We start from the raw sequence: 24,784 nt of genomic DNA on the forward strand, positions 1-24,784 counted from the left end.
AGGGCGGGCGCTGCCCGCCCTGCGCCGCTGCACGGGTCAGGCCGATTGTTCGGTCTCCAGCCGCGCCATCACCGCGTCGGTGACGCGGGCGCAGCGCTGGCCCATGAACGGGAACGCCCCACTCATGGTCTCGGCCAAAGTGCCCTGCAGCGACGTGCGCAGCAGCCGGCGCGCGCGGTGCAGGCGGGTCTTCACCGTCTCCGGCTTGATCGCCAGCAGGCTGGCGGTTTCCTCCACCGAGCATTCCTCCACCTCGCGCATCATGTAGACGGTGCGGAACGCCTCCGGCAGCTTGTCGATGGCGTGTTCGAGCAGGTGGCGGATCTGCGTGCGCGCAGCTGATACCGCCGGATCCTCGCTGCCGAACTTCGAGGGGAACTGGATGATCTGGTGGGTATCCTCCACCGCCGCGTCGACCTGCTCCAGGCCGACCATGGTGTGGCGCTTGCGCAACCGGCCGCGCGCCTCGTTCAGCACGATGCTGGTCAGCCAGGTCAGCAAGGTCGAGTCGCCACGGAACGAATCCAGCTTGTGATAGGCACGCATATACGATTCCTGCAGCACGTCTTCCGCTTCCGACTCCTCGCCGAGCACGGCGCGCGCCACGCGGAACAACCGCTGGTTGCAGCGCTGCATGATGTGGCGGAACGCCTCGCGATGGCCGGCGCGAACCTGCGCCACCAGCGCGTGGTCGTCCAGCGCGGCGTAGTCGACGGATGCAACATGGGCATGGGCTGACATGGCTTTCTCCTTTTACACCTGATCCGATGCAGCGGGGTGGCCCGAGGTTCCCGGGTCAGCCGGCCAGCGTGGCCAGGATCTCGCCGCGCCGCGGTTCCTGCGCGAATTCGCCGACCAGGCGCCGGGTCTGCATCGACACCCCGTGCAAACGGACCCCGCGGGAAGACAGGCATTCGTGGCTGGCCTCGACCACCACCGCCACGCCGCGCGGATGCAGCACCTGCGCCAGGGTATCGGCGATCTCCACGGTCAGCCGCTCCTGGATCTGCAGGCGCCGGCCGAACGCCTCGACCAGCCGCGCCAGCTTGGAGATGCCGACCACGCGCCGATCCGGCAGGTAGGCGATGTGCACCACGCCGCGGATCGCCGCCAGGTGGTGCTCGCAGGTGGACTGCAGCGGGATGTCGCGCAGCAGCACCAGTTCGTCGTAGCCGCCGACCTCGCTGAAGGTACGGCTGAGCAGGCCGGCCGGATCCTGCCGGTAGCCGGCGAACCATTCCTCGTAGGCGCGCACCACCCGCGCCGGGGTGGCCAGCAGGCCCTCGCGCGCGGGCTCGTCGCCGGCCCAGCGGATCAGCGTGCGCACGGCGGCTTCCGCCTCGGCACGGGTGGGGCGGGGGGTTTCCGCGACCGGCATCGGCGCGGCGGTGGAAGCGATGGATTGATCGAGTTCGAGCATGGGAGAGGTTTCGCTGGGGTGACAGCCGATCCGACGCAGGCGCCGCGGCCGAGGTTCCCGCTGCACTCCGCGCACCCGCCGGAACCTGTGCGCCGCTGCTGCATCTCATGGGCACCGGCAAGCTTCGCTCGCCCTTCATCCATCCCAAGGAGACACCGCTCATGAACAAATCCCTGTTCGCCCTCGTCGTCGCGCTCGGCCTCGGCTCGCTCGCCGGCGTGCACGCCGCCACCCCGGCGCCGGCCATCAACGACGCGCAGATCGCCCACATCGCCTACACCGCCGGCGCGATCGACGTCACCGCCGCCAAGCAGGCGCTGAGCAAGTCGCACAACCAGGCGGTAGTCGAGTTCGCCAAGGAAATGGCCCGCGACCACGCCGCCGTGAACGACCAGGCGCTGGCACTGGCCAAGAAGCTCGGCGTCACGCCGGCCGACAACGGCACCAGCCAGTCACTGGCCAAGGGCGCCGCCGCCGAGCAGACCAAGCTGGCCGCGCTGAGCGGCGCGGCCTATGACAAGGCCTATGCCGAGAACGAAGTGGCCTTCCACAAGGCCGTGCTGGCCGCGCTCGACGGCACGCTGATCCCGTCCACGCAGAACGCCGAGCTGAAGTCGCTGCTGGAAACCGGCTCGAAGCTGTTCCACGAGCACGAGATGCACGCCGAGCACCTGGCTGCCAGCCTGAAGTAAGGAGCACGTCATGTTCCGCAGCACGCTTCTGTTCCTCGGCCTGCTGAGCCTGGGCGTGGCCGCCGCGCCGGCGTTCGCGGCCGCCCCGGCCACGGCACAGGCAAAGACGGTGCACGTGATCGTGCTCGACAAGATGATGTTCGGCCCGATGCCCACCGGCGTGCGCGCCGGTGACGTCATCGAATGGGTCAATCACGACATCTTCGAACACAGCGCCACCGCGCGCGACGGCAGCTTCGACATCGACCTGAAACCGGGCGCCACCGTGCGCACCACGGCCAAGGCCGGTTCGTTCGCGTTCTTCTGCAAGTTCCACCCCGGCATGACCGGCACCCTGGTCGCCAAGTAACCCGGCAGCAGCACTCGCTCCCCCGAGCTTGCAAGGCCGTCCTACCGCGATCTTGCAGTGCTGCCGGTCCCCCGGTCGCAACGGGATCCGCACGATCCCGTTGCGACCGTTTTTCCGGGCTTACTCGCCCCGCGGCACCCGGGTCAGCTCCACCCCGTCCACCGTCATCTTCCACGCGCTGCCGTCTTGGTGCGGCGGCATCGAGACCACGAAGGTGGTCCTGACCGGGCCGATGCCCACCACGAAGTTGTCGCCCTCGAACGCCTGCAGCGGGCCGTTGACGGACTTGCTCATGCCGCCGTCCACCCGCCGGTAGTTCACGTTGCCGCCGGTGGTGATCAGCAGCGACATCGTCGTCGACCGCCACTGCCCGGCATACGCCAGCTTCTCCGGCGGCAACGGCTTGGCGCAAGCGGCCAGCAGCAGGCCGCACGCCACGAGTATCCACAGCAACTTGCGCATGTTTCCCCCTCGGCAGAGACCTCGTCCCGGCATGCCGCCGAACGCTCAGGCCACGTGCTGCCAGCCGAAGTACTTTCGGCTGGCAGGGTTCAACCGGTCAAGAGCCCCACGCGTGTCGCCGCGGGCGCGCCCCCATGCCGAGTGGCGCCCCGCCACGCGCTGCCGCCTACTTCACCGGCTTCACGTACGTCCCGAACAGCTCGTCGATGCGCCGGTACTCGTCGTACCACGAATCGGCGTGCACGAAGCCGTGGCGTTCCAGCGGGTACAGCGAGATCCAGAAGTTCTTCTTGTGCAGCTCGATGAAGCGCTGGTACAGGCGGATCGAGTCCTCGGCCAGCACGTTGTCGTCGATCAGGCCGTGTTCGATCAGCAGCGGATCCTGCAACTGGTCGGCGTATTCGATCGGCGAGCTGGCCTTGAACGCGTCGGGATCGAGCTGCGGATCGTTGAGGATGTTGGCGGTGTACTCGTGGTTGTACAGTGTCCAGTCGCTGACCGGGCGCAGCGCGGCGCCGGCGGCGAACTCGCCCGGCGCGCGCAGCAGCGCCATCTCGGTCATGAAGCCGCCGTAGCTGCCGCCGTAGATGCCCACGCGGCGCGGATCGACGTGATGGTTCTTGACCAGCCACGCCTTGCCGTCGAGCAGGTCTTCCAGTTCCGGGTGGCCCATCTGGCGGTAGATCGCGGTGCGCCAGGCGCGGCCGTAGCCTTCGGAGGCGCGGTAGTCCATGTCCAGCACCACATAACCTTGGCTCACCAGCAGGTTGTGGAACATCTGCTCGCGGAAATAGTGCGACCACGACAACGTGACGTTCTGCAGGTAGCCGGCACCGTGCACGAAGATCACCGCCGGCTTCGGCGACGCACCCTCGTCGGCCGGGCCGTAGTACTTCGCCCAGATGCCGCCCGCGCCGTGCGAGGACGGCACCTCGACGATCTTCGGCGCGATCCAGTCGTGCGCGCTGAACGCCGCCTTCATGGTGCTGGTCAGCTCGCGCGGCGTGCCGCCGGCGGACGGCTGGACGGCCAATTGCGGCAGCACGTAGGGCGCGGAATGCAGCACGGCGAGCTGCGTGCCGTCGGGTGACAGCGCGAAGTCGTCCATGCCCTGGTAGTGCGTCACGCGCGCCAGCTCGCCGCCGGCGGACGGCACGCGGTAGACGTCGTAGCTGTAGGGCGCAACCCGGTTCGTGCGCAGGTAGAACCACTGGCCGTCCGCGCTGAGCTGCGGGTGGCTCACCTCGAACCGGCCGGTGGTGAGCGCTTTCGCCTTGCCGTCGAGCGGCTTGACGTAGAGCTGCGACCAGCCGGTCTGCTCGCTCAGGTACCACAGCGTGCGGCCGTCCTTCAGCCAGCCGAAATCGTTGAAGTTCCAGTTGATCCACGCCGGGTCGGTCAACCGCTGCTGCGGCACCAGCGCGTGCCTGGCGAAATCCACGCTGGCGATCCAGCGGTCCTTGTTGTCGATCGCGCGCAGCTGGATGGCGAGCTGGCGGCCGTCGTCGCTCCATGCGATGCCGCCGCCACCGCCGTCGTCGGCACTGCCGACGATGCGCACGGCGCGCCGTTCCGGCGCCTTCAGCGCCTTGGCCTGCTCGGCCTTGCCGGCTTTCTGCAGCGCGGCGACGGCGCGTGCGCGCAAGTCCTTCAGCGGATCGTCGTGGATGCCGGGCAGCGGGTCGGTGGCCAGCGGGTATGACTGGTGGTTGGCCAGGTCGAGCAGCAGCAGCGACTGCGGCGCCGGGTCGTTGCGGCCCACGTACACGCGCGCCTCCTGCGGTTCGAGGTAGCCGGAGTCGGTGACGTAGTGGGCGAGCGTCGGCGCCTTGCCGGCTTCGTAGCCTTTCGGCGCGGTGACCAGCAGCAGCCAGCGGCCGTCCGGCGACAGTTCGCTGTCGACCGGGGTGATCTTGTCGCCGAGGAAGAACGGCAGCGGCGCGCGGCCCGGGTCGGCGGCGGCCAGCGCCTGCTCCTCGTCGCGCTTCGCCTGCTTGTCGGCCTTGAGCCGGCGCAGCGTCTTGAACAATTCCAGCTGCCGCTCGCCCAGCGCGTCAGGCTGCTTCGCCTGCGGGTCGTCGGCGAACTTCAGCACTGCCGCGGGCGCGGTGACGCCGCTGGCCAGGTCGTGGCTGTACCAGTCGTTGCCGTCGCGGAACTGCAGCGCGCGGCCGTCGGCGGAAAAGCGCGGCGCGGATTCGTCCTGCGGCGTGCGGGTGACCTGCTGGCGCCGGCCACTGGCCAGGTCCACCACGAACACGTCGCCGTGCAGGATGAAGGCGGCATGCCGGTGCGCGCGATCGAACACCGCCGGGCCGTCGGCCTGCGCCAGCGCGACCGGGTCCAGCTTCGCGCCTTGCCCGGTAGCCGGGTCGACCCGGTACAGGTCGCGCAGCGGGCTGCCATCGCGCTTCAGCGCGTAGTACACGCTGCGCCCGTCCACGCTCCAGTACGGCGACTCCACCGCCTGGCCGATCCAGTCCGGGTTGGCCATCACGGTGTCCAGGTCCAGCGGCGTCGATGCCGGCGTGGCGAGCGCGGCCAGCGGCGCGACGGTGAAGGCGACAAGGGCGGCCAGCAGCAATCGGCGCATGGATTCTTCCCGGGCAAAAAAGCCAGCATAACCGAGCGCAGCGGCGATCCGCGGCCACCCCTGCCGAAAGTCAGCGGCCGGCGGCTGCAGCGGCGGCGGCGCGTTGCTACCCTGCTTGCTGCCACGTCTTCCCATGGAACCCTCGCCATGCGCCTTGCGTCCTTCGCCGCCGCCCTGCTGCTCGCCGCCGGCGCCGCTGCCGCCGCCCAGCTGCCGCCCGTGAATCCGTCGACGAAGCCGCCGCGCGAGCTGGCGCTGATCGGCGAGCCGCAGCCGCTGCCGCCGCCCACGCCGCAGCAGGCCGCGTCCGGCACCTTCCACGGCGTCAGCGTGGCAGACCCGTACCGCTGGCTGGAAAACCCGGACGACCCGGCGGTGCGGCGGTGGATAGCCGCGCAGAACGCGTACACCGAGGCGACCCTGGCGGCGATGCCGCAGGGCAAGGCGCTCACCGTGCGGGTGCAGCAGCTGGCGATCACCTCGACCACGCGCTCCGGCCCCACGCTGGCCGGCGGCACCTTGTTCTATCTGCAGCAGACCCCGCCGCAGCCGCAGCCGGTGCTGATCGCGCAGGCGTGGCCGGACGGCACGGCGAAGGTGCTGGTGGATCCGAACGCCGACCACGGCGGCGCCGGCACCGCGATCACCGCCTACTGGCCCTCGCCGCGCGGGCGCTACCTCGCCTACGGCAGCGCCGAGGGCGGCAGCGAGCTGACCACCATCCGCGTGCTCGAGGTGGCCAGCGGCAAGACCCTGCCCGACACCCTGCCCTGGGCCGGCGGAGGCACCACGCCGCAAGGCCTGGCCTGGGATGCCGACGAGCGCGGCTTCAGCTACGTGCGCTTCGCGCCGCCGGCGGCGGGGCAGGAAGTGGAACAGTTCCACGCCACCCTGGTGCATCACACGCTGGGCCAGGCCGCCACGACGGATCGCGTGGTGTTCGGCAAGGGCTACTCGAAAACCGCCGAGTACGTGCTGGTGAATGCGCCGGCCAGCGCGCAGGCCGCCGTGCTCGCCTACGACGGCGACGGCGGCCCGGCCGAAGTGTTCCTGCAGCACGGAGATCGCTTCATCCGCGTGCTCGATCGCGGCGCCAACGTGCGCACCGCGGCCTGGGTGAATGGACGTCTGTACGTTGCCGCGTTCCGCGATGCGCCGCGCGGCAAGGTCGTGGCCATCGGCGACAACGGCAAGGCAGCGCCGGTGCTGGCCGAGCGCGAAGGCGCGATCCAGCAGATCGCCCCGCTTGGCGACGGCTTCCTGGTGGTGCGCAGCCGGGGCCCCGACTGGTGGGTCGAGCAGTACGACGCCGGCGCGATCTTCGTGCGCCGGCTGCCGCTGCCGGAACATGGCATCGGCATCGGCGAGATCGCCTCCGAATCCGGCAGCAACAAGGCACTGGTGAGCTACGGCGGCTGGAGCACGCCCACGCGCTGGGCCGAGTACGACGGCCGCAGTGGCGCGCTGAAGACCGTGTTCGAGGTCAAGCCTGCCGCCGACTATTCGAAGGTGGTCGCACGACGCATCGAAGGCACCTCGAAGGACGGCACGAAGATCCCGGTGACCGTGCTGTCGCTGCGCGGCACCACGGCGAACGGCAAGCGGCCCGCCATCCTCTACAGCTACGGCGGCTTCGACATCCCGATCAAGCCCGGCTTCATCGGCCCGAACCTGGCCTGGCTGGAGCGCGGCGGCGTACTCGCCTACGCCAACATCCGCGGCGGCAACGAGAACGGACAGCGCTGGCACGCGCAGGGGCAGCAGCTCGACAAGCAGAACGTGTTCGACGACTTCCACGCCGCCGCGCTGGCGCTGATCCATGCGCGCTGGACCGACCGCGCGCACCTCGGCATCCTCGGCGGCAGCAACGGCGGCCTGCTGATGGGCACGCAGATCGTGCAGCACCCGGCCGACTACCGCGCCGTGGTGGCGCGCGTGGGCATCTACGACATGCTGCGCCACGAGACCGACTTCGCCAACGGCCCGTACAACATCCCCGAGTACGGCAGCATCGCCGACCCGGCGCAGTTCAAGGCCACCCTGGCCTACTCGCCGCTGCAGCACGTGCGCCCGAACACCGGCTACCCGGCAGTGCTGCTCACCACCGGCGAAAACGATCCGCGGGTGGCGCCGTGGCAATCGCGCAAGTTCGCCGCCGCGCTGCAGAACGCCAGCTCGTCGACGCGGCCGATCCTGCTGCTGACCCGCATGAACGCCGGCCACGGCATCGGCGCCCCGTTCAGCCAGCGCGTCGGCGACACCGCGATCGGGCTGACGTTCTTCGCGCACGAGCTGGGGCTGGACGTTGAAAAATAAATCACCCACTCCGTCGTAGGAGCCCGCTGGCGGGCGATGCCTTTGCTCTGATGTCGCTAAGATCAGAACAAAAACATCGCCCGCCAGCGGGCTCCTACAAGAGTGGCGATGCATCGCCGTCGAGCCAGACGGCATCCCAGTAGGGATAGGCAAGCACGCTGTCGACCAGGCCGGCACGCACCGGATTGGCGACGATGTATCGCGCAACCGCCCTGACTTCCTCATCGGCCCGCAACGCGTGATCATGAAAGCTGCGATCCCACGGCGGTCCATCCAGCCCGCACGACTCATGCAACGCGCGCGACGCGCAGCCCTTGAATCGATTCATGACCCGGCCCAGCGGCTCATCGCCGAGCTGCAACAAGCCATGCCAATGGTCGGGCATCAGCACCCAGGCGAGCAGGCGGGCATCCGCCCAGGTCGACGCCGCATGGATGACCCGGCTGGCCACCCGTGCGCGGGCCAGATCCGCAAAGAGACACTCGCGATGGCGGGTCACCGTCGTCAGCAAATACATCTGGCCAGGAATGGACACGCGGCCCTGGCGCAAGGCATGGCGACCAATGGGTGGAAAAGCAGGCATGCGTGCAGACTGCCGTGGATATCAGCAAAACACATCGCGTGTCAGCATCGACTCCTGTCCTCCCAATCCTCTACGCCCAGTAGGAGCCCGCTGGCGGGCGATGCCTTTGCTCTGATGCCTCAGGGGAAAGAGCATCGCCCGCCAGCGGGCTCCTACGCATCGAGGCAGGGGATCGAGACTGCTACGATGGCATCCGCCTTCCGCCGTCGATTCCTACCATGACCCTCCCCACCGTCGAACACGAAACCGGCACCTCGCCCCGCTACAGCATCATCTGGCTGCACGGCCTCGGTGCCGACGGCCACGACTTCGCGCCGATCGTGCCGGAGCTGGTGGACCCGGCGTGGCCGGCGCTGCGCTTCGTGTTTCCGCATGCGCCGGTGCGACCGGTGACGATCAACAACGGCATGTCGATGCGTGCGTGGTACGACATCATCGGCTTCGACGCGCGCGCGCCACAGGACGAGGCCGGCATCCGCGCCTCGATCGCCGCCGTCGGGACGCTGATCGAACGCGAGCACGCGCGCGGCGTGCCAAGCGAGCGGATCGTCCTCGCCGGCTTCTCGCAGGGCGGCGCGATCGCGCTGTCCGCGGGGCTGCGCCATGCGGAAAAGCTGGCCGGCATCATCGCGCTGTCGACCTACCTGCCCATCTCCGCCACGCTCGCCGCCGAGCGCAGCGCCGCAAACGCGGCCACGCCGATCTTCCAGGGCCACGGCAGCGCCGACCCGGTGGTCGCGCTGCCGCGCGGCACCGCCTCGCGCGATGCGCTGCAGGCGCTGGGCTATCCGGTGGACTGGCACACCTACCCGATGGCCCACGCGGTCTGCGCCGAGGAGATCGACGACCTGCGCCGCTGGCTGGGCCAGCGGCTGGCGTAAGCGCGACCGCGCTGCGGCATACTTGCCGCATGCGCGAACCAACCTCCCGCCGCGCCGCGCGCGGCCGCACCGAACACAGTCCGCTGCCGGATTTCTGCCAGCTGCCGGCGCTGTTCGCGCTGCTGGTGGTGGGCGCGCTGACGGTGACCGTGATGTGGCTGGCGCGCGACGATCCGCGCGACTGGTCGGCCTACAGCGTCGGCATGCTGTTCGTGACCCTGCTGGGGATGGTGGCGGCGGTGGTGCTGTGCGGGCTGCGGCCGTGGCTGCAGCGCCTGCCAGGACACCTGCCGTATGTCGGCGTGTGGCTGCTGATCCTGCTGCTGGTGCTGCTCGCCAGCATCGTGGCGCACTGGTTCGACGGCGCACTGCAGATGCATCTGGTGCGCGGCAGCCTGCCCGTATTCGTGCGCGACAACGTGCTGATCGCCGCCCTGCTCGGCGCCGCGATGCTGCGCTATTTCTACGTGCTGGCGCAGTGGCAGGCGCGGCTGGCGGCGGTCACCCGCGCCCAGGTCGAGGCACTGCAGGCGCGCATCCGCCCGCACTTCCTGTTCAACAGCATGAACACCGTGGCGGCGCTGATCCGGGTCGACCCCGATGCCGCCGAGCGCACGGTGGAGGACCTCTCCGAACTGTTCCGCGCCGCGCTGGGCCAGCACGACAGCGCCGACGGCACGCTGGGCGAGGAGCTGGCGCTGGTCGAGCGCTACCTGGCGATCGAGCAGCTGCGCCTGGGCGAACGCCTGCGCGTGCGCCGCGAGCTGGATGAGCTGCCCGCCGATTTCCCGCTGCCGCGCCTGCTGCTGCAGCCGCTGGTGGAGAACGCGGTGCGCCACGGCATCCAGCCGTTGCGCGAAGGTGGCGAGGTGATCCTGCGCGGCCAGCGCGACGGCCGCGGCGTGCGCATCGAGATCATCAACCCGCTGCCGGCCACCCCGCCCGCCGCCGGCAACGGCCATGGCCTGGACAGCGTGCGCCGGCGCGTCGCCTACCGCTACGGGCCGCAGGCGAAGGTGCAGGCCGGCGCGCAGGGCGAGCGCTTCGTGGTGCTGCTGCAGCTGCCCGGAGGAAAAAGCTGATGCGCGTGCTGGTGGTCGACGACGAGCCGCTGGCACGCGCGCGCCTGGCCGCGCTGCTCGGCGACTGCGCCGGCGTGGAAGTCGTCGGCAACGTCGGCGACGGCGAAGCCGCGCTGGCCGCGCTCGGCGAACTGCAGCCGGACGCGCTGCTGCTGGACATCAACATGCCCGGGATCGATGGCGTGGCGCTGGCGCAGCGCCTGGCCGGCCGCACGCGGCCGCAGGTGATCTTCTGCACCGCCTACGAGGCGCATGCGCTGAAGGCGTTCGAGCTGGGCGCGGCCGACTACCTGCTGAAACCGGTGCGGCTCGACCGCCTGCGCGAGGCGCTGCAGCGCGCGCAACGCCGCCTCGCCGACGCCCCGCGCGAACCGGCCGCCTACCTGTACGGCCGCCTGCGCGGCGAGCAGGTACGCATCGCACTGGACGAAGTGATCTGCCTGCTCGCCGAGGAAAAATACGTGGTCGTGCAGCATCGCCGCGGCGAGCTGCTGATCGAGGATTCGCTTCGCCAGCTGGAGGAAGCCTACCCCGACCAGCTGATTCGATTGCACCGCAACTGCCTGGTGCCGCCGCCGCGCCTGCTCGGCCTCAAGACCCTCGCCGACGGCCGCGTGCTGGCGCGCCTCGACGGTAGCGAACTCAACCCTGAGATCAGCCGGCGCAATCTGCCGGCGGTGCGGAAGTTGCTGCGACTCGGTTAAATGCCTGTTGCTACCAAACCCTGCAGGCAAGCCGGAACGGCGACTTTTATCACCGCGGATTGTCGGTGATAAGACATGGCACCGCGATCCGTGAGATATGCGACGCGGCAACATCATGTGGACATGCCCCACGCCAACGGCCAACGCATTGAACCCACGCAAGTTTCACTTGCTTGACGACCGATGGTCGAAAGCTGAATATCCGGTGTATATGCCTCGATGTGGGGCCTACTAAGTGTTATGCGGAAGGGGGGAATCATGCTACGCACATTCTTCATGTTAGCCACGACACTCGCGGCGGCTTTTCCCTTCGTTACACACGCCCAAAAAACCCAATACGCTGACTGGCAAGCGGATTTGCGCGGAAGTTCCACTTTGACCGAAGCCTTCACGGTCAACGAATCAGGATCTACCTTCGGCTTTATATGCTCTGCATCGGTCAATCGCTGTATGTACTATGTCTCGGCCCACACCACGTGTGATCCGGGTTCCAAAAGTGCGATTCTTATAAACACAGATGCTGGCGCGCTCCAGTCAACAATAACCTGTACCAAGTTCGGTGACACGTACTACAGCACAATTGAGAATTCAAACGATCTCAGTAACGGTATATCTACCAGCACTACGTTAGGCATTGCTCTGCCAATGAAAAGCGGTCAGTTTAAGGTCGTACGATTTAGCCTAATAGGCGCTAACTCAGCGATACAGGCTGCGGCATCGAGAGTTGTTCAGTTAGAGAACAATACCGACCACATGCAGTAATCGCATAACCAATCATCCAAGCGGACGGCTTTCGCCGCCGCTTAACTCCAGCGTTGAGGTTGTAGAAAAACCACTTCTGGACAAGTTGGTCGCCAAGCCGGGGAAAAGCGACTTCACAGAACGCTCTACAATCGACGCGCAGCCTGCCGGGAAGGGTTCAAGTACCCCCTGAAATCATGCGAATCCGCGCCAGGGTACTTTTTCTACAACCTCGTTAGATTTTGGGGGAATATAGTGCGCGCGCCAAAAGAACCAGAGTTGGCCTCACCATCCACACAAAAGTGGTGGGCTTGTCATGGCGTTGTTTATTTCCTTGGCGTCGGCGACCCAGTAGTGGCAGTCAAGATCGGCGTGCTTGCCATCACGTCGCAATTCACATTGGAGTCTGCGGTTCGTCGGCGCCTTGCGCAAATCCAGACTTCCAACCATGAGCCGGTTCAGGTTCTCGGACTCAAGCCGTTTGAGTCTGGTAACTTTCCCACCAGGGAGGCCGAGGTACTGGAGCGCCAGTTGCACATTGAGTTCGCGCATTTAGCTAGATTCAAACCAGGCACCAAAGGCTCCGAGTGGTTTCACAGCTCACCACAGTTGCTTCAGCGTATCGCCAAGCTTTCGGTTCCGCCCGAGCAACTCAATGTTCCACGGTGCATTGCAGTTGTTGCCAGCACGCAAAAAAACTGACAATTCGTTCAAGGCGGGCGCCTCCGGCGTCGCTTAACTCAGGCGTCAGAGCATGATCCAACTAGAACTCATGCAACTACCCCAGCCCCACCTGAACTGAGCAAACAGCCCGCTCCAATAGTTCTGGATCTGCTGCCGCGAAAGCCACCATGACAAATCATCCCTTCAAGATCGGCGACCACATGCGCTGGAATTCGGAGGCAGGATTTGTCACCGGCCGGATCATCGCGGTGCACACGCGCGACACCGACTACAAGGGCCACACGCGCCACTGCAGCGAGGCCGATCCGCAGTACGAGATCCGGAGCGACAAGACCGACCACGTCGCTATGCACAAGGGCGCGGCGCTGCACAAGATCGACTGAGATGCCCGCCGACCCTGGCACGATCTGGACGATCGGCCACTCCACCCGCACTCTTGAGGAGTTCCTCGGCCTGCTATCCGAATACCGGATCGAGGCGGTCGCCGACGTGCGGCGCTTCCCCGGTTCGCGCCGCCATCCACATTTCGCCAGCGACGCGCTGGCCGCCACGCTGCCCGCGCACGGCATCGCCTACCGCTGGATGCCCAAGTTGGGCGGCCGCCGCAAGGTGCAGCCGGGCTCGCCGAACACCGCGTGGCGCAACGCCTCGTTCCAGGGCTACGCGGATTACACGGCCACCGCGGAGTTTGCCGAAGGCCTGGCCGAACTGCTGGCGCTGGCCACCGGCAAGCGCACCGCGATGATGTGCGCCGAGGCGGTGTGGTGGCGCTGCCATCGCTCGATCGTTGCCGATGTGTTCAAGCTGCGCGGCATCGAGGTCATCCACATCCTCGACGCCGTGCACAGCACGGTGCACCCGTACACCTCGCCGGCGCATATCGTCGACGGTCGGTTGAGCTACGCGCCGGCGCAAGGCGGTTTGCTGTAGATCGGTAGGCGAGAGCGGCAAAAACCGGAACAAGAGCTTTTCGCTCTCGCAACCGCGCAGCGGTTGCGCACCGAGTGCGGGCCAGGCGAGGGCATGGATGCCCGAGTTGAGGCAACGCAGGGAGCAGTTTCCCGATGCCCGGCAAGCGCCGAGCGGGGTGCTCTTTCTCTTGGGTTACTTTCTCTTTACTCCGGGCATCCTGCCCTACGCCCTTCGGGCCAGCTTCGCTGTTCGCGCACGCATCCTGCGTGCGCGTGAGCACGCAAAGAGAAAGTAACTCGGGCGCCAAAGGCGCACGATAGCTCTTGCTCTGCCTGCAGGCTCCGTCGCAGACATGATGGATGAAGTGCGATGCCTGCCTGCGCAGGCATGACGAAGTGGAGTGTGAGGCTTGTCGATGTCATCGGCGGGGGGCGGACCGTTCGGGGAATGTGAGTGGAAGTGGCAAGAGCATCGCGCGCGAGCGCGCTCCTACACGGGGAAGCGCAAGAGGAAGACGACTCGTAGGCGCGCGACAGCTCTTGCTCTGCCTGCAGGCTCTGCCGCAGACATGATGGATGAAGTGCGATGCCTGCCTTCGCAGGCATGACGAGGAGCGGAGATGCGGCGCGAACGGCCTGCCTTCGGCGGCATGACGAGGTGAGGATACGACGTGCCTGCCGGTGCGAACGGTGGGGGAAGTCAGCCGTTCGGGCACAGGCGTGGGGGGCGCAAGGGCATCGCCCGCGAGCGGGCTCCTACGGGGGCAGCGGGGAGTGATGCGGAACGCGCTACTCCTTCTTGATCGCGTGCCCGCCGAACTCGTTGCGCAGCGATGCCAGCAACTTGTCGGCGAACGAGTCACTGTCGCGCGAGCGGAAGCGCTCCATCAGCGACAGCGTGATCACCGGGGCGGAGACGTTGAGTTCCAGCGCGGCGTTCACGGTCCAGCGGCCTTCGCCGGAATCGACCACGTAGGGCGCGATGCCGTCCAGGTTCGGGTTCTTGCCGAGCGCGTCAGTGGCCAGGTCGAGCAGCCACGAGCGCACCACGCTGCCGGTGCGCCAGATCTCGCCGACCTGGTGCAGGTCGAGGCCGAACTCCTGCTTGTGCTTGAGGATCGAGAAGCCTTCGGCGTAGGCCTGCATCATGCCGTACTCGATGCCGTTGTGGACCATCTTGGTGTAATGGCCGGCGCCGGCCGGGCCGACGTGGCCCCAGCCCTGGTCCTTCGCCGGCGCCAGCGTCTCGAAGATCGGCCGCAGCGCCTCGACGGCTTTTTCGTCGCCGCCGATCATCATGCTGTAGCCCTCCTTGAGGCCCCACACGCCGCCGCTGGTGCCGCAGTCGACGTAGCCCAGGCCGTGCTCGGCATACCGTTGCGCGCGGCGCAGCGTGTCCTTGTAGTTGGAATTGCCGCCATCGATCACGGTGTCGCCCTTGGCCAGCAGCGGCAGCAGCGCGTCGACGGTGTCGTCGGTGATCTTGCCGGCCGGCACCATCAGCCACAGCACGCGCGGTGCGGGCAGGGCCGCGACCAGTGCCGCCAGCGAGGTCGCCGGCGCGATGCCGTGCGCCGCCGCGGCCTGGCGCGCGTCGGCGCTGGGGTCGAAACCCGCGACTTTGTGGCCGCCCTTCACCAGGCGTTCGGCCATGTTCGCGCCCATGCGCCCGAGACCCACCATGCCAAGTTCCATCGTGTTCACTCCGTAACGGGAAAGGTTGTCGTGTTCATGCTTGCTGCTGGCCGGCATCCAGCCAGCCGCCGTCGAAGCCGGCGCGGCGCAGGCCATCGACGATGGCGCGGCAACCGCGCATCAGTTGCCACGGCAGGCCGCTGCGATGGTTCTCCACCATCAGCACGATCGGGCCGAGGTTGAGGCCGAAGAAATACGGCGAGACCCAGCCGCCCGGCGCCCGGCCGGACGTGTCGGTCCAGGTCTGGTTGAAGCTGGCCTTGAAGCCGTAGGGATGCGCGTCGTGCAGCTGCAGCGTGTGGATGAAGTGGTGCACCGTCGGCAGCACGATCTCCGGCGCGAACGGCAGCGAGGCCGCCACCGCCCACGGCGCCAGCGTGCCGTCGTCGAAGCCGTACGGCACGCCGCGGCCGACGTAGTCCTCGAAGCGGCGTTCGATGCCGTCGATCCTGCGCGTGGCCGGGCCGGGGCCGTCGCAGGCGGTGATGCCCCAGCAATGCTCGCTGTAGCCGTTGAAGCCGAGCGGGTTGTCGATCGCGTAGCGCTGCTGCACCTGGGTGGCGCGGCGGCTGTTCTCGAAGTAGTCGATGCCCTTGTCGCGCATGAACGCGTCCTGGATGCCGCGGAAATCGATCCATGCCTGCGACAGCTGGTGGGTGAACAGCGGGCCGCAGTACAGGTAGTCGACGTCGTAGCAATGCTTCCACTCGTAGGTGGACGACCACGCCGCGTAGGCCGCGGGCGGCAGCGCGTGGGTGGGCGAGCCGAGCGCCAGCACGTACAGCAGCAGCCCCTCGTCGTAGCCCTGCCAGCGATGCGGGATGAAGCCGCTCTCCGGGTGCCAGCCGTGGCCGATGGTGCCGTCCGCGGCCTGCGCCCACGGCCACTCCGCGCGCTGGTAGAGGAAGTTCGCGGTGTCGCGGATCTCCTTCTGCCCGGCGCTGTCGCCGTCGAAGTACGCCGCGGCGGTCAGCATGCCGGCGAACAGGAAGGCGCTGTCCACCGTGGACAGTTCGCACTTCCACGCGCGCCGGCCGGTCTGCATGTCGAGGAAGTGGTAGTAGAAGCCGCGGTAGCCGCTGGCGTCGGGTTCGGTGCCCTGCGGGCTGTCGCGGAAGAAGCGCAGCGTGGCCAGGGTGCGCTTGATCGCGGCATCGCGGCTCAGCAGGCCGCGTTCGACCGCCACCGGGTAGCAGCTCAGCGCCAGCCCGGTGGCGGCGATGCTGGCCGGCCAATCGGTTGCGGTCTTGTCCGCCACCAGACCATTCGCCAGGTTCGTCTCGCACCGGAAGTAGGCGAACGCCTTGTCCTGCAGGTGTTGCAGCAGCGGGTCCGCTGCGGACGGATGGCTGGGGGGTTGGGCGGGCATGGATCTCGTCGTGGTCTTTCGCGGTGACCGCAGCATGCAAACGAAAGATGCTGCGACGGCCAATCGCCGGCCGATATCGCGGGCATCGTACTCCGCGACGTGGTGAAGCGCAGGTTGACGCCGCGCATGCCGTGGCCGGCGCATGCTGGTTTTTTTGCCGCCGTCGACAGGAGTCGCCATGTCATCGCCTTCCCCCCGCAGCATCGATGCGGAGCAGCGCTGCCTGCTGTCCAACGGTCGCTACAGCGTGATGCTGGATGCGAACGGCGCCGGCTTCAGCCGCTGGCGCGGCCTGGCGGTGACGCGCTGGCGCGAGGACCCGGTCGGCGACGGCTGGGGCAGCTACCTGCTGTTGCGCGACGAGGACGGCGGTGAAACCTGGTCGGCCAGCCGGCAGCCGTACGGCACGCACAGGCCGGACGACGCGGTCGCATTCGAGCCGAGCTGCGCCCGTTTCAGCCGGCGCCACCACAGCGTGCACAGCGTGCTGGAAGTTGCGGTGGCGGCCGAGGCCGACGTCGAGCTGCGCCGGCTCACCCTGAGCAACCACGGCGACCGCACGCGTACGCTGTCGCTGACTTCGTACGCCGAGCTGGTGCTCGGCCCGGTCGGCGCCGACAACACGCACCCGGCGTTCTCCAAGATGTTCGTGCAGACCGCATGGGACGAGGCGCACCGCATGCTGCTGGCCACGCGGCGGCGGCGCGACGGCAGCGAAGCCGAAGTGTGGGCCGCGCAGGCGCTGCAGGTCGTCGGGGAGGATGGCGGCGATGCCGGCGAATTCGAAACCGACCGCGCACGCTTCCTCGGCCGCCTGCACACGCTGCGCGACGCACAGGCGATGCAGCCGGGCGCCGCGTTGTCGCACACCGTCGGTTGCGTGCTCGACCCGGTGTTCGCCCTGCGCCGGCGCTTCACGCTGGCGCCGGACAGCAGCGTGACGCTGCTGCTGTGGACCCGACTGGCCGATTCGCGCGACGGCGCCATCGCCCTGACCGCGCAACTCGGCGATCCGGCCGCCGCCGCGCGGCTGTTCGACGGCGCGGCACGACAGGCCGAAGCCGAATACGCGCAGCTCGGCATCGGCGCCGCGCAGGCGGCACGCTTCGCGCGCTGGATGAGCGCGCTGCTGTGCAACGATCCATGCCAGCGCGCGGCGCCCGACGTGCTCGTACGCGGCCACGGCGGCGCGCCGGTGCTGTGGTCCGCCGGCATCTCCGGCGACCGGCCGATCCTCCTGCTGCGCCTCGGCGAGAGCGACGACCTGACGCGCGTGAGCGAGGTGCTGCAGGCGCAGCAGCATTGGCGCCGTCAGCAATTCGCCGTCGACGTGGTGCTGCTGCAGGCCGCCGGCGAGGCGCGGCAGGCCGCGCTCGATTCGCTGGTGGGTGCGCAGCAGGCGCGCCTGAAAACCGACGCCCCGCTGCCCAAGGCCGAGCTGTTCGCGTTGCGCGACGACGCGATCGGCGCGGATTTGCGCAGCGGCCTGCTGACGGCGGCGCGCGTGGTGCTGGACGAGGCGCCGCCCGCGCAGGCCGCGGCCGGATCGCCAGCCGCCCGCGCCGCACCCGCGCCGATCCGCGCGACCGCCATGGCAGCGGCCGTCACCGCCAACGCCGATGCGCCGGAATTCGCCAACGGCCACGGCGGTTTCGTCGACGGCGGCCGCGCCTACCGGATCGACTTCGACGAAACGCATCCCACGCCGGCGCCATGGGTCAACGTGATCGCCAACCCCGTGTTCGGCTGCATGCTGTCGGCCGAAGGCGGCGGGTACGCGTGGTCGCTCAACAGCCAGCAGAATCCGCTGACGCCGTGGCCGAACGACCCGGTCAGCGACCGCCCGCACGACGTGCTGTACCTGCGCGACGAGGACAGCGGCGTGCTGTGGAGCGCGTGCGCGCTGCCGATCCGCGTGGCCGGCGCGCACTACGCGGCCACCCACGGCAAGGGCTGGACGCGCTTCGAGAACGACGCGCACGGCATCGAGCTGGAGCTGCTGCAGTGCGTGCCGACGGACGACCCGCTCAAGCTGTCGCGCCTGCGCCTGTGCAATCGCTCGCCGCGCACGCGACGGCTGTCGGTGACTGGCTATGTGGAGTGGGCGCTGGGCGCGAACGGCAGCACGCCCGCGCCGTTCGTGGCCACCTCGCGCGACGAACGCACCGGCGCATTGTTCGCGCGCAACCGCTGGCGGCCCGACTTCGGCGACCGCGTGGCGTTCATCGACCTGGCCGGGCCCGCGCATTCGATGAGCGGCGACCGCCACGAATTCCTGGGGCCGCTCGGCACGGTCGCGCAGCCGCTGGCGCTGCGCGACGGCACGCCGCTGTCCGGCCGCCTCGGCGCCGGGCTGGAGCCTTGCGGTGCGCTGCAGGTACGCATCGAACTGCCGCCGGGCACGCAACTCGACCTGCGCTTCCTGCTCGGCGACGCCGCCGACGAAGCCGCCGCGCAAGCGTTAATCGGGAAATATCGCACGGCGGATATCGATGGCGTGCTCGCCGACGTCGCCGCGCAGTGGAACGGCCTGCTCGATGCCGTGCAGGTGCGCACGCCCGATCGTGTGCTGGACCTCCTGCTCAACGACTGGCTGCTGTACCAGGTCACCAGTTGCCGGCTGTGGGCGCGCACCGCCTACTACCAGGCCAGCGGCGCCTACGGTTTCCGCGACCAGCTGCAGGACGTGATGGCGCTGTGCGTGAGCCGCCCCGATCTCGCCCGCGAACACCTGCTGCGTGCGGCCGGCCGCCAGTTCGTCGAGGGCGACGTGCAGCACTGGTGGCTGCCGCCGGGCGGCCAGGGCATCCGCACCAGGGTCAGCGACGACCGCCTGTGGCTGGCGTATGTCGCCGCGCACTACGTCGAGGTGAGCGGCGACGCTGAAGTGCTGGACGAGGTGCTGCCGTTCCTCGCCGGCCAGCCGATTCCCGACGGCGCCACCGACGCGTTCTTCCAGCCCGGGCACTCCGACCGGCAAGCCAGCGTGTACGGGCACTGCGCGCTCGCGATCGACAGCAGCCTCACCCGCGGCGCGCACGGCCTGCCGCTGATCGGTACCGGCGACTGGAACGACGGCATGAACGCGGTCGGCGCCGCGGGGCGCGGCGAGAGCAGCTGGCTGGGCTGGTTCCTGCTCGCCACGATCGCCGCGCTGGCGCCGTACGCCGAGCGACGCGGCGAGAAGGCGCGCGCGCAGCGCTGGCGCGACCATGCCGACGAGCTGCGTGCCGCACTGGAGCGGGCGTGGGACGGCCAGTGGTATCGCCGCGGCTACTACGACGACGGCGCACCGCTCGGCTCGCACGAAAGCGACGAGTGCCGCATCGACACCATCGCGCAATCGTGGAGCGTGCTGGCCGGCATCGGCGATCGCGCGCATGCGGCGCAGGCGATGGACTCGGTCGATCGCCTGCTGGTCGACCACGACCATCGCATCGCCCGCCTGTTCACCCCGCCGTTCGACCGCGGCCGCGAGAACCCCGGCTACATCAAGGGCTACCCGCCCGGCGTGCGCGAGAACGGCGGCCAGTACACGCACGGCGCGGTGTGGTCGATCTTCGCCTGGGCTGGCCTCGGCGACGGCGACCGCGCCGGCGCCCTGTTCGACCTGCTCAACCCGATCCGCCACGGCGACCGCCCCGCCGCGGAGGCGCGCTACCAGGTCGAACCCTATGTTGCCTGCGCCGACGTCTATTCGGTCGCCCCGCACACCGGCCGCGGCGGCTGGACCTGGTACACCGGTTCGGCCGGCTGGCTGTACCGCGCCGGGCTGGAGGCGTTGCTCGGCTTCCATCTGAAAGGCGACCGGCTGCGCATCGATCCCTGCATGCCCCGAGACTGGCCGGGGTTCGAACTGACTTACCTCCATCGTCGGACTCGCGTCAGCCGCTACGTGATCCGCGTGGAGAATCCGACGCGGGTCTGCCGCGGCGTGGCGCACATCGACATGGACGGCCAGATGCTGGATGCCGATGCTGCACTTGCACTGCCTGATGATGGCGAAACACACCAGCTACTCATCACGCTGGGCTGCGTGCCTACCCGCACGCATCCAGACCCGTAACGCCACGGCGGGTACCGCCCGCCGGCTCCCCGAAACCGCTCCCCGACGATGGACCGGCAGATCGGGGACGCTAGCCTCGCCGCGTGCGCGACGCGCCGAGCTTGCGGGTCAGCGTGTTGCGGCCCACGCCGAGTGCCTGCGCGGCGTTCTGCCGATGCCCCTCGTGCACCTGCAGCGCGGCCTGCAGCAGGGTCTGGTCGAGCGCCGCGCGGGCGCGCGCGTGGATGTCCGCCTCGCCATCGGCCAGCGCCTGCACCGCCCACTCGCGCAGCGCGTCGGTCCATTCGCCGCCGCGCGTCGTATCGGCGCTGCTGCCGAGGTCGGCCGGCAGGATCTCGCTGCCGGGCGCGATTACCGCCAGCCGCCGGCACAGGTTTTCCAGTTCGCGCACGTTGCCGGGATAGTCGCGCTGGGCGACCAGTTTCAACGCGGGCTTGGAGAAACGCTTCGGCGGCAGCTTCAGCTCCTGCGCGGTGGCGGCGAGGAAGTGCCGGGCCAGCAGCGGAATGTCGGCACGGCGGGCGCGCAGCGGCGGCAGCTCGATGCGCACCACGTCGAGCCGGTGCATCAGGTCGGCGCGGAACGCGCCGGCGGCGACACGCGCGGCCAGATCCTGGTGGGTGGCCGCGACGATGCGCACGTTGCAGCGGATCAGCTCGCGCCCGCCGACCCGGTAGAACTCGCCGCCGGCCAGCACGCGCAGCAGGCGCGTCTGCAGGATCAGCGGCATGTCGCCGATCTCGTCGAGGAACAGCGTGCCGCCCTCGGCCTGCTCGAAGCGCCCGGCCACGCGGCGGGTGGCGCCGGTGAACGCGCCGGCCTCGTGGCCGAACAGCTCGCTCTCCAGCAGCTCGCTGGGAATCGCCGCGGTGTTCAGCGCCACGAAGGGCTGGCCGCGGCGCGCGCTTTCCTCGTGCAGCGCGCGCGCCACCAGTTCCTTGCCGGTGCCGGTCTCCCCGGTGATCAGCACGTTGAGGTCGCTGGCGGCGACGCGGCCGATCAGCCGGAACACCTCGCGCATCGGCGCGCTCTCGCCGAGCAGCGCATGGGTCGGCGCGAGCGCCGCGCCGGCGACCGGCGTCGGCGCAGCCACGCTGGCCAGCGCGCGCTGCACCGCGGCCACCGCCTGGTCGAGGTCGAACGGCTTGGCCAGGTAGTCGACCGCACCCAGGCGATACGCCGCGGCGGCGGTGGCCACGTCGGTATACGCGCTCATCACGATCACCGGGCCGATGCCCTGCGCCTGCAGCTCGCCGAGCAGGTTCAGACCGTCCTCGCCCGGCATGCGCACGTCGGTCAGCAGCAGCGCGGGACGCGCCTCGCGCAGCGCCGCGCGCACGCCGGCCACCGCGTCGAACTCGCGCACCGCGAGCCCGGCGTCGCGCAACGCCTCGGCCAGCACGAAGCGCACGCCGCGGTCGTCGTCGGCGATCCAGATTTCTTGCAGGAGCGCAGGCTGCGCTCCTGCCGGTGATTTGGCTCGATCAGTCATGCGTGCGCTCCAGCGGCAGGTACAGCGAGAACACGGTGTGGCCGGGGCGGCTGGTGTGGCGCAGCTCGCCGCTGTGCTCGTGGGCGATCTCGCGCGCCAACGCCAGGCCGAGGCCGCTGCCGTCGGCGCGGCCGGAGACCAGCGGCTGGAACAGCGTGTCGCGCAACGTGGGGGGCACGCCGGCGCCGTCGTCGATCAGGTCCACCCGCAGCGCCATGCGCAGCATCCGTTCGCCCACGCGTACGCCGTGCTCGACCCGCGTGCGCAGGGTGAGCGTGCGTGCGCCGGCTTCCAGCGCGTTGCGCGCCAGGTTCAGCAGCAGCTGGTGCAGGCGGTCGGCGTCGCCGTGCAGGTCCGGCACGCTGGGGTCGTAGTCGTGATGCAGTTGCGGCGGCGCAGGCTCGGCCAGCAGCAGGTCGGCGAGCCGTTCCAGCAGGCGATGGATGTTGACCGGGCCGAGTTGCGCCGCGCCGTCGTGATGCAGCAGGCGGTTGGCCAGTGCGCCGAGCCGGTCGGCCTCGGCGATGATCATGCCGGCCAGCGCCTGCAGGTCCTCGCCCTCGACCCGCCGCTGCAGCAGCTGCGCGGCGCCGCGCAGGCCGGCCAGCGGGTTCTTCACCTCGTGCGCGAAGCCGCGCAGGGTGGCCGACAGCGGCGAAGCGGACGACGGCGGCTCGGCCAGCACGTGCACTTCCAGCAGCAGGCCGTCGCCGAACGGCTGCAGCGCGATGTCCGCGCTGAGCTCGCGGTCGTCGGCCGCGGCCAGCGCCACGGCGCGCCACTGCGCCGGCCGCTGCTCCGCCCGCACCTTCGCCGCCCGCGCCATGCCTTCGTCCGCATCGTCCAGCAGCAGCCCAAGCGGCTGCCCCACCGCGTGGCGGAAAGCCAGCCCCAGGCACTCGACCAGGGCGGGGTTGAGCCAGCGCAGGCGCAGCTGCGCGTCGACCAGGGCCAGCCCGGTCGCCATCTGCTCTGCCCATGTCCGCCACGCCTGCTCGCTCATTGCACCATCATGGGCAATGTCTCGTCTTGGTGCAAATTGGCCCTGGGCCACGTGCCGGCACAGGATCACCCGGGCCAGCCGCAGGCACTGCCGTTCGCCGCCGGAAAGCCGCCCGCTGAAGCGGCTGCGCCGGAACTGGCGGCGATCCGCCGGACGATTTTTACAGCGCATTCACCCGGCTGATTCCACTGTGCGCAGACGCGCGAGCAGACACCGCGGGCAGGAGCATCCCATGTCGTCCGAACCGCAGGCCGGCCTGAGCCGGACCTTCATCGAGCAGCAGCGCCAGCGCCTGGTCGCGTTGCGCAGGCGGCTGCTGGGCAGCGAGCAGGATGGGCTGGCCGGCGAACGCGACTTCCAGCTCGAGCACGGCGACGAGGCCGCCGAAGACGAGGACGCCGCGCAGGCTTCGTCGCGGCACGAAATCGAGCAGGCGCTGCACGACGTGGACGACCGCCGCCTGGCGAACATCGAGCGCGCGCTGCAGAAGATCGCCGAGGGCAGCTACGGCTGCTCCGACCTCAGCGGCGAGCCGATCCCGCTGGTGCGGCTGCAGAGCACGCCGGAGGCGGTGCTCACCGTGCAGGAAGAACGCGCCCGCGAGGCGCGCGGATAACCCATCGACCCGACCATCGAGTCCGCCATGACCATCCTCGCCGCCGGCACCCGCGCACCGGCCTTCACCCTGCATGCCAGCCCCGACCAGAGCGTGGCGCTGAAGGAGTTCCGCGGCCGCAACGTGGTGCTGGCGTTCTACCCCGCCGACTGGAGCCCGGTGTGCAGCGACCAGCTGGCGCTGTACAACGAGCTGCTGGACGAGTTCGCCCGGTTCAACGCACAGCTGCTGGCGATCTCGGTGGACGGCGTGTGGAGCCACGCCGCGCTGGCGCGCGAGCGCAGGTATCGCTTCCCGCTGCTGTCCGACTTCGAGCCGAAGGGCAAGGTGGCGCGCGCCTACGGCGTGTACGACGCGCAGCTCGGCCTGGCGCAGCGCGCGCTGTTCGTGATCGACGGCGACGGCATGATCCGCTGGAGTCACCTGTCGCCGATCGGCGTGAACCCGGGGGCGGCCGGCATCGTCAACGCGCTGGAGGCGCTGCCCTCGAACAACGTGCAGAAGGCGCTGCCCGTGAACCTCGCGCGGGAGGCCTCCTGATGCTGCACGAGGACTCGATCTTGGCCGCGCCGGTCGCCGCGCACGACCATGTCCAGGGCAACGGCCACGCCGTGGTGACGCTGCTGGAATACGGCGATTTCCAGTGTCCGGCCTGCGGCAGCGCCTACCCGCTGGTGAAGCAGCTGCAGCACCGCTACGCCGGCAACCTGCGCTTCGTGTTCCGCCACTTCCCGCTAGCCCAGGCGCACCCCTACGCGATGCTCGCCGCCGAGCTGGCCGAGGCGGCGGCGGTCGAGGGCCGCTTCTGGGCGATGCACGACTGGCTCTACGAGCACCAGCCGGACTGGGCTTCGTCCGGCGGCGCCGGGCTGGAGGCCGGCGTGCGCGCGCTGGGCCTGGACGAGGCGACGATCGCCGCCACGCTGCGCAACCCCGACATCGATGCGTCCATTCGGCGCGACTTCATGGGCGGCGTGCGCAGCGGCGCCAACGGCACGCCCAGCTTCTTCGTCAACGGCTACCTGTACCAGGGCGACTTCGACACGCTGGCGCACAGCATCGGCCGGGTGATCGCGCGGCAGCAGTGACAGCGTGCGGCCGGCACCCGAAACGCCCACCACCACG

Annotated in this window: 22 protein-coding genes; 13 read left to right on the forward strand and 9 right to left on the reverse strand. The window is 69.3% G+C overall.

What is annotated here, in order from left to right; all coding sequences use genetic code 11:
• Positions 1-36: 36 nt before the first annotated feature.
• Together RHOOR92_RS0104370 and folE are read right to left on the reverse strand one after the other, a co-directional pair.
• Entirely contained in the window at positions 37-741 is a 705-nt protein-coding gene (locus tag RHOOR92_RS0104370; RefSeq protein WP_007510273.1) for an RNA polymerase sigma factor, read from the reverse strand.
• Positions 742-796: 55 nt separating this feature from the next.
• On the reverse strand, positions 797-1,420 hold the full coding sequence (gene folE / locus RHOOR92_RS0104375; protein ID WP_027485456.1) for a GTP cyclohydrolase I: 624 nt from the start codon (positions 1,418-1,420) through the stop codon (positions 797-799).
• A gap of 161 nt (positions 1,421-1,581) precedes the next feature.
• Between folE and RHOOR92_RS0104380 the strand changes: the two genes are divergently transcribed.
• Positions 1,582-2,112, forward strand: coding sequence for a DUF4142 domain-containing protein (locus tag RHOOR92_RS0104380; RefSeq protein WP_027489702.1), 531 nt, complete (start codon positions 1,582-1,584; stop codon positions 2,110-2,112).
• A 10-nt stretch (positions 2,113-2,122) separates the two neighbouring features.
• On the forward strand, positions 2,123-2,461 hold the full coding sequence (locus tag RHOOR92_RS0104385) for a cupredoxin domain-containing protein (RefSeq protein WP_027485454.1): 339 nt from the start codon (positions 2,123-2,125) through the stop codon (positions 2,459-2,461).
• A gap of 120 nt (positions 2,462-2,581) precedes the next feature.
• On the opposite strand, the gene RHOOR92_RS0104390 is transcribed toward RHOOR92_RS0104385, so the two are convergent.
• Complete coding sequence (locus RHOOR92_RS0104390; RefSeq protein WP_027489703.1) at positions 2,582-2,923, reverse strand: hypothetical protein; 342 nt, start codon at positions 2,921-2,923, stop codon at positions 2,582-2,584.
• A 166-nt stretch (positions 2,924-3,089) separates the two neighbouring features.
• A complete protein-coding gene (locus tag RHOOR92_RS0104395) occupies positions 3,090-5,516 on the reverse strand; it encodes a prolyl oligopeptidase family serine peptidase (protein ID WP_027485452.1) in 2,427 nt (808 codons plus the stop codon).
• 147 nt (positions 5,517-5,663) lie between these two features.
• Here RHOOR92_RS0104395 and RHOOR92_RS0104400 point away from each other — a divergent pair, with 147 nt between their 5' ends.
• On the forward strand, positions 5,664-7,832 hold the full coding sequence (locus tag RHOOR92_RS0104400; RefSeq protein WP_027489704.1) for a prolyl oligopeptidase family serine peptidase: 2,169 nt from the start codon (positions 5,664-5,666) through the stop codon (positions 7,830-7,832).
• A gap of 94 nt (positions 7,833-7,926) precedes the next feature.
• On the opposite strand, the gene RHOOR92_RS0104405 is transcribed toward RHOOR92_RS0104400, so the two are convergent.
• Positions 7,927-8,349, reverse strand: coding sequence for a transposase (locus tag RHOOR92_RS0104405; RefSeq protein ID WP_081660216.1), 423 nt, complete (start codon positions 8,347-8,349; stop codon positions 7,927-7,929).
• 284 nt (positions 8,350-8,633) lie between these two features.
• Between RHOOR92_RS0104405 and RHOOR92_RS0104410 the strand changes: the two genes are divergently transcribed.
• The 6 genes from RHOOR92_RS0104410 to RHOOR92_RS0104430 all read left to right on the forward strand — a co-directional run bounded on the left by RHOOR92_RS0104410 (position 8,634) and on the right by RHOOR92_RS0104430 (position 13,437).
• Positions 8,634-9,296, forward strand: coding sequence for a dienelactone hydrolase family protein (locus RHOOR92_RS0104410; RefSeq protein ID WP_027489706.1), 663 nt, complete (start codon positions 8,634-8,636; stop codon positions 9,294-9,296).
• Between the two features lie 29 nt (positions 9,297-9,325).
• Positions 9,326-10,378: a histidine kinase gene (locus RHOOR92_RS0104415; protein ID WP_027489707.1), complete on the forward strand. Its 1,053-nt coding sequence runs from the start codon at positions 9,326-9,328 to the stop codon at positions 10,376-10,378.
• A complete protein-coding gene (locus RHOOR92_RS0104420) occupies positions 10,378-11,082 on the forward strand; it encodes a LytTR family DNA-binding domain-containing protein (protein WP_027489708.1) in 705 nt (234 codons plus the stop codon). The genes RHOOR92_RS0104415 and RHOOR92_RS0104420 overlap by 1 nt, the downstream gene beginning before the upstream one ends.
• A 1,020-nt stretch (positions 11,083-12,102) precedes the next feature.
• Complete coding sequence (locus RHOOR92_RS19190; protein ID WP_231378321.1) at positions 12,103-12,525, forward strand: GIY-YIG nuclease family protein; 423 nt, start codon at positions 12,103-12,105, stop codon at positions 12,523-12,525.
• A gap of 149 nt (positions 12,526-12,674) precedes the next feature.
• On the forward strand, positions 12,675-12,890 hold the full coding sequence (locus tag RHOOR92_RS0104425) for a DUF2945 domain-containing protein (RefSeq protein WP_027489709.1): 216 nt from the start codon (positions 12,675-12,677) through the stop codon (positions 12,888-12,890).
• Between the two features lies 1 nt (position 12,891).
• A complete protein-coding gene (locus RHOOR92_RS0104430) occupies positions 12,892-13,437 on the forward strand; it encodes a DUF488 domain-containing protein (RefSeq protein ID WP_027489710.1) in 546 nt (181 codons plus the stop codon).
• A gap of 770 nt (positions 13,438-14,207) precedes the next feature.
• Here RHOOR92_RS0104430 and gnd read toward each other — a convergent pair.
• Together gnd and RHOOR92_RS0104445 are read right to left on the reverse strand one after the other, a co-directional pair.
• Positions 14,208-15,113: a phosphogluconate dehydrogenase (NAD(+)-dependent, decarboxylating) gene (gene gnd / locus RHOOR92_RS0104440; protein WP_007510246.1), complete on the reverse strand. Its 906-nt coding sequence runs from the start codon at positions 15,111-15,113 to the stop codon at positions 14,208-14,210.
• A gap of 34 nt (positions 15,114-15,147) precedes the next feature.
• Positions 15,148-16,482 (reverse strand): glucoamylase family protein, encoded by a 1,335-nt coding sequence (locus tag RHOOR92_RS0104445; protein ID WP_027489712.1) that lies wholly within the window; start codon positions 16,480-16,482, stop codon positions 15,148-15,150.
• Between the two features lie 178 nt (positions 16,483-16,660).
• Here RHOOR92_RS0104445 and RHOOR92_RS0104450 point away from each other — a divergent pair, with 178 nt between their 5' ends.
• On the forward strand, positions 16,661-20,548 hold the full coding sequence (locus tag RHOOR92_RS0104450) for a glycosyl transferase family 36 (protein ID WP_027489713.1): 3,888 nt from the start codon (positions 16,661-16,663) through the stop codon (positions 20,546-20,548).
• A 70-nt stretch (positions 20,549-20,618) separates the two neighbouring features.
• Here the strand turns inward: RHOOR92_RS0104450 and ntrC are convergent, their stop codons facing one another.
• Both ntrC and RHOOR92_RS0104460 read right to left on the reverse strand, forming a co-directional pair.
• Entirely contained in the window at positions 20,619-22,040 is a 1,422-nt protein-coding gene (ntrC, locus tag RHOOR92_RS0104455) for a nitrogen regulation protein NR(I) (RefSeq protein WP_007510239.1), read from the reverse strand.
• The gene (locus tag RHOOR92_RS0104460; RefSeq protein ID WP_027489714.1) at positions 22,033-23,043 is read right to left on the reverse strand and encodes an ATP-binding protein; all 1,011 of its coding nucleotides are present in this window, start codon (positions 23,041-23,043) and stop codon (positions 22,033-22,035) included. Before RHOOR92_RS0104460 ends, ntrC begins: the two co-directional genes overlap by 8 nt.
• Positions 23,044-23,275: 232 nt before the next feature.
• On the opposite strand from RHOOR92_RS0104460, the gene RHOOR92_RS0104465 reads away from it, so the two are divergent.
• Genes RHOOR92_RS0104465 through RHOOR92_RS0104475 form a run of 3 tightly spaced genes read left to right on the forward strand, consistent with a single transcriptional unit; the run spans position 23,276 to position 24,747 of the window.
• Positions 23,276-23,659, forward strand: a complete 384-nt coding sequence (locus RHOOR92_RS0104465) for a conjugal transfer protein TraR (protein ID WP_027489715.1) — start codon at positions 23,276-23,278, stop codon at positions 23,657-23,659.
• A gap of 27 nt (positions 23,660-23,686) precedes the next feature.
• Positions 23,687-24,199, forward strand: a complete 513-nt coding sequence (locus RHOOR92_RS0104470) for a redoxin domain-containing protein (protein ID WP_015446419.1) — start codon at positions 23,687-23,689, stop codon at positions 24,197-24,199.
• Positions 24,199-24,747: a DsbA family protein gene (locus tag RHOOR92_RS0104475; protein WP_027489716.1), complete on the forward strand. Its 549-nt coding sequence runs from the start codon at positions 24,199-24,201 to the stop codon at positions 24,745-24,747. Before RHOOR92_RS0104470 ends, RHOOR92_RS0104475 begins: the two co-directional genes overlap by 1 nt.
• The last annotated feature ends 37 nt before the right edge of the window (positions 24,748-24,784 follow it).

Source organism: Rhodanobacter sp. OR92 (assembly GCF_000427545.1).
GTDB lineage: Bacteria > Pseudomonadota > Gammaproteobacteria > Xanthomonadales > Rhodanobacteraceae > Rhodanobacter > Rhodanobacter denitrificans.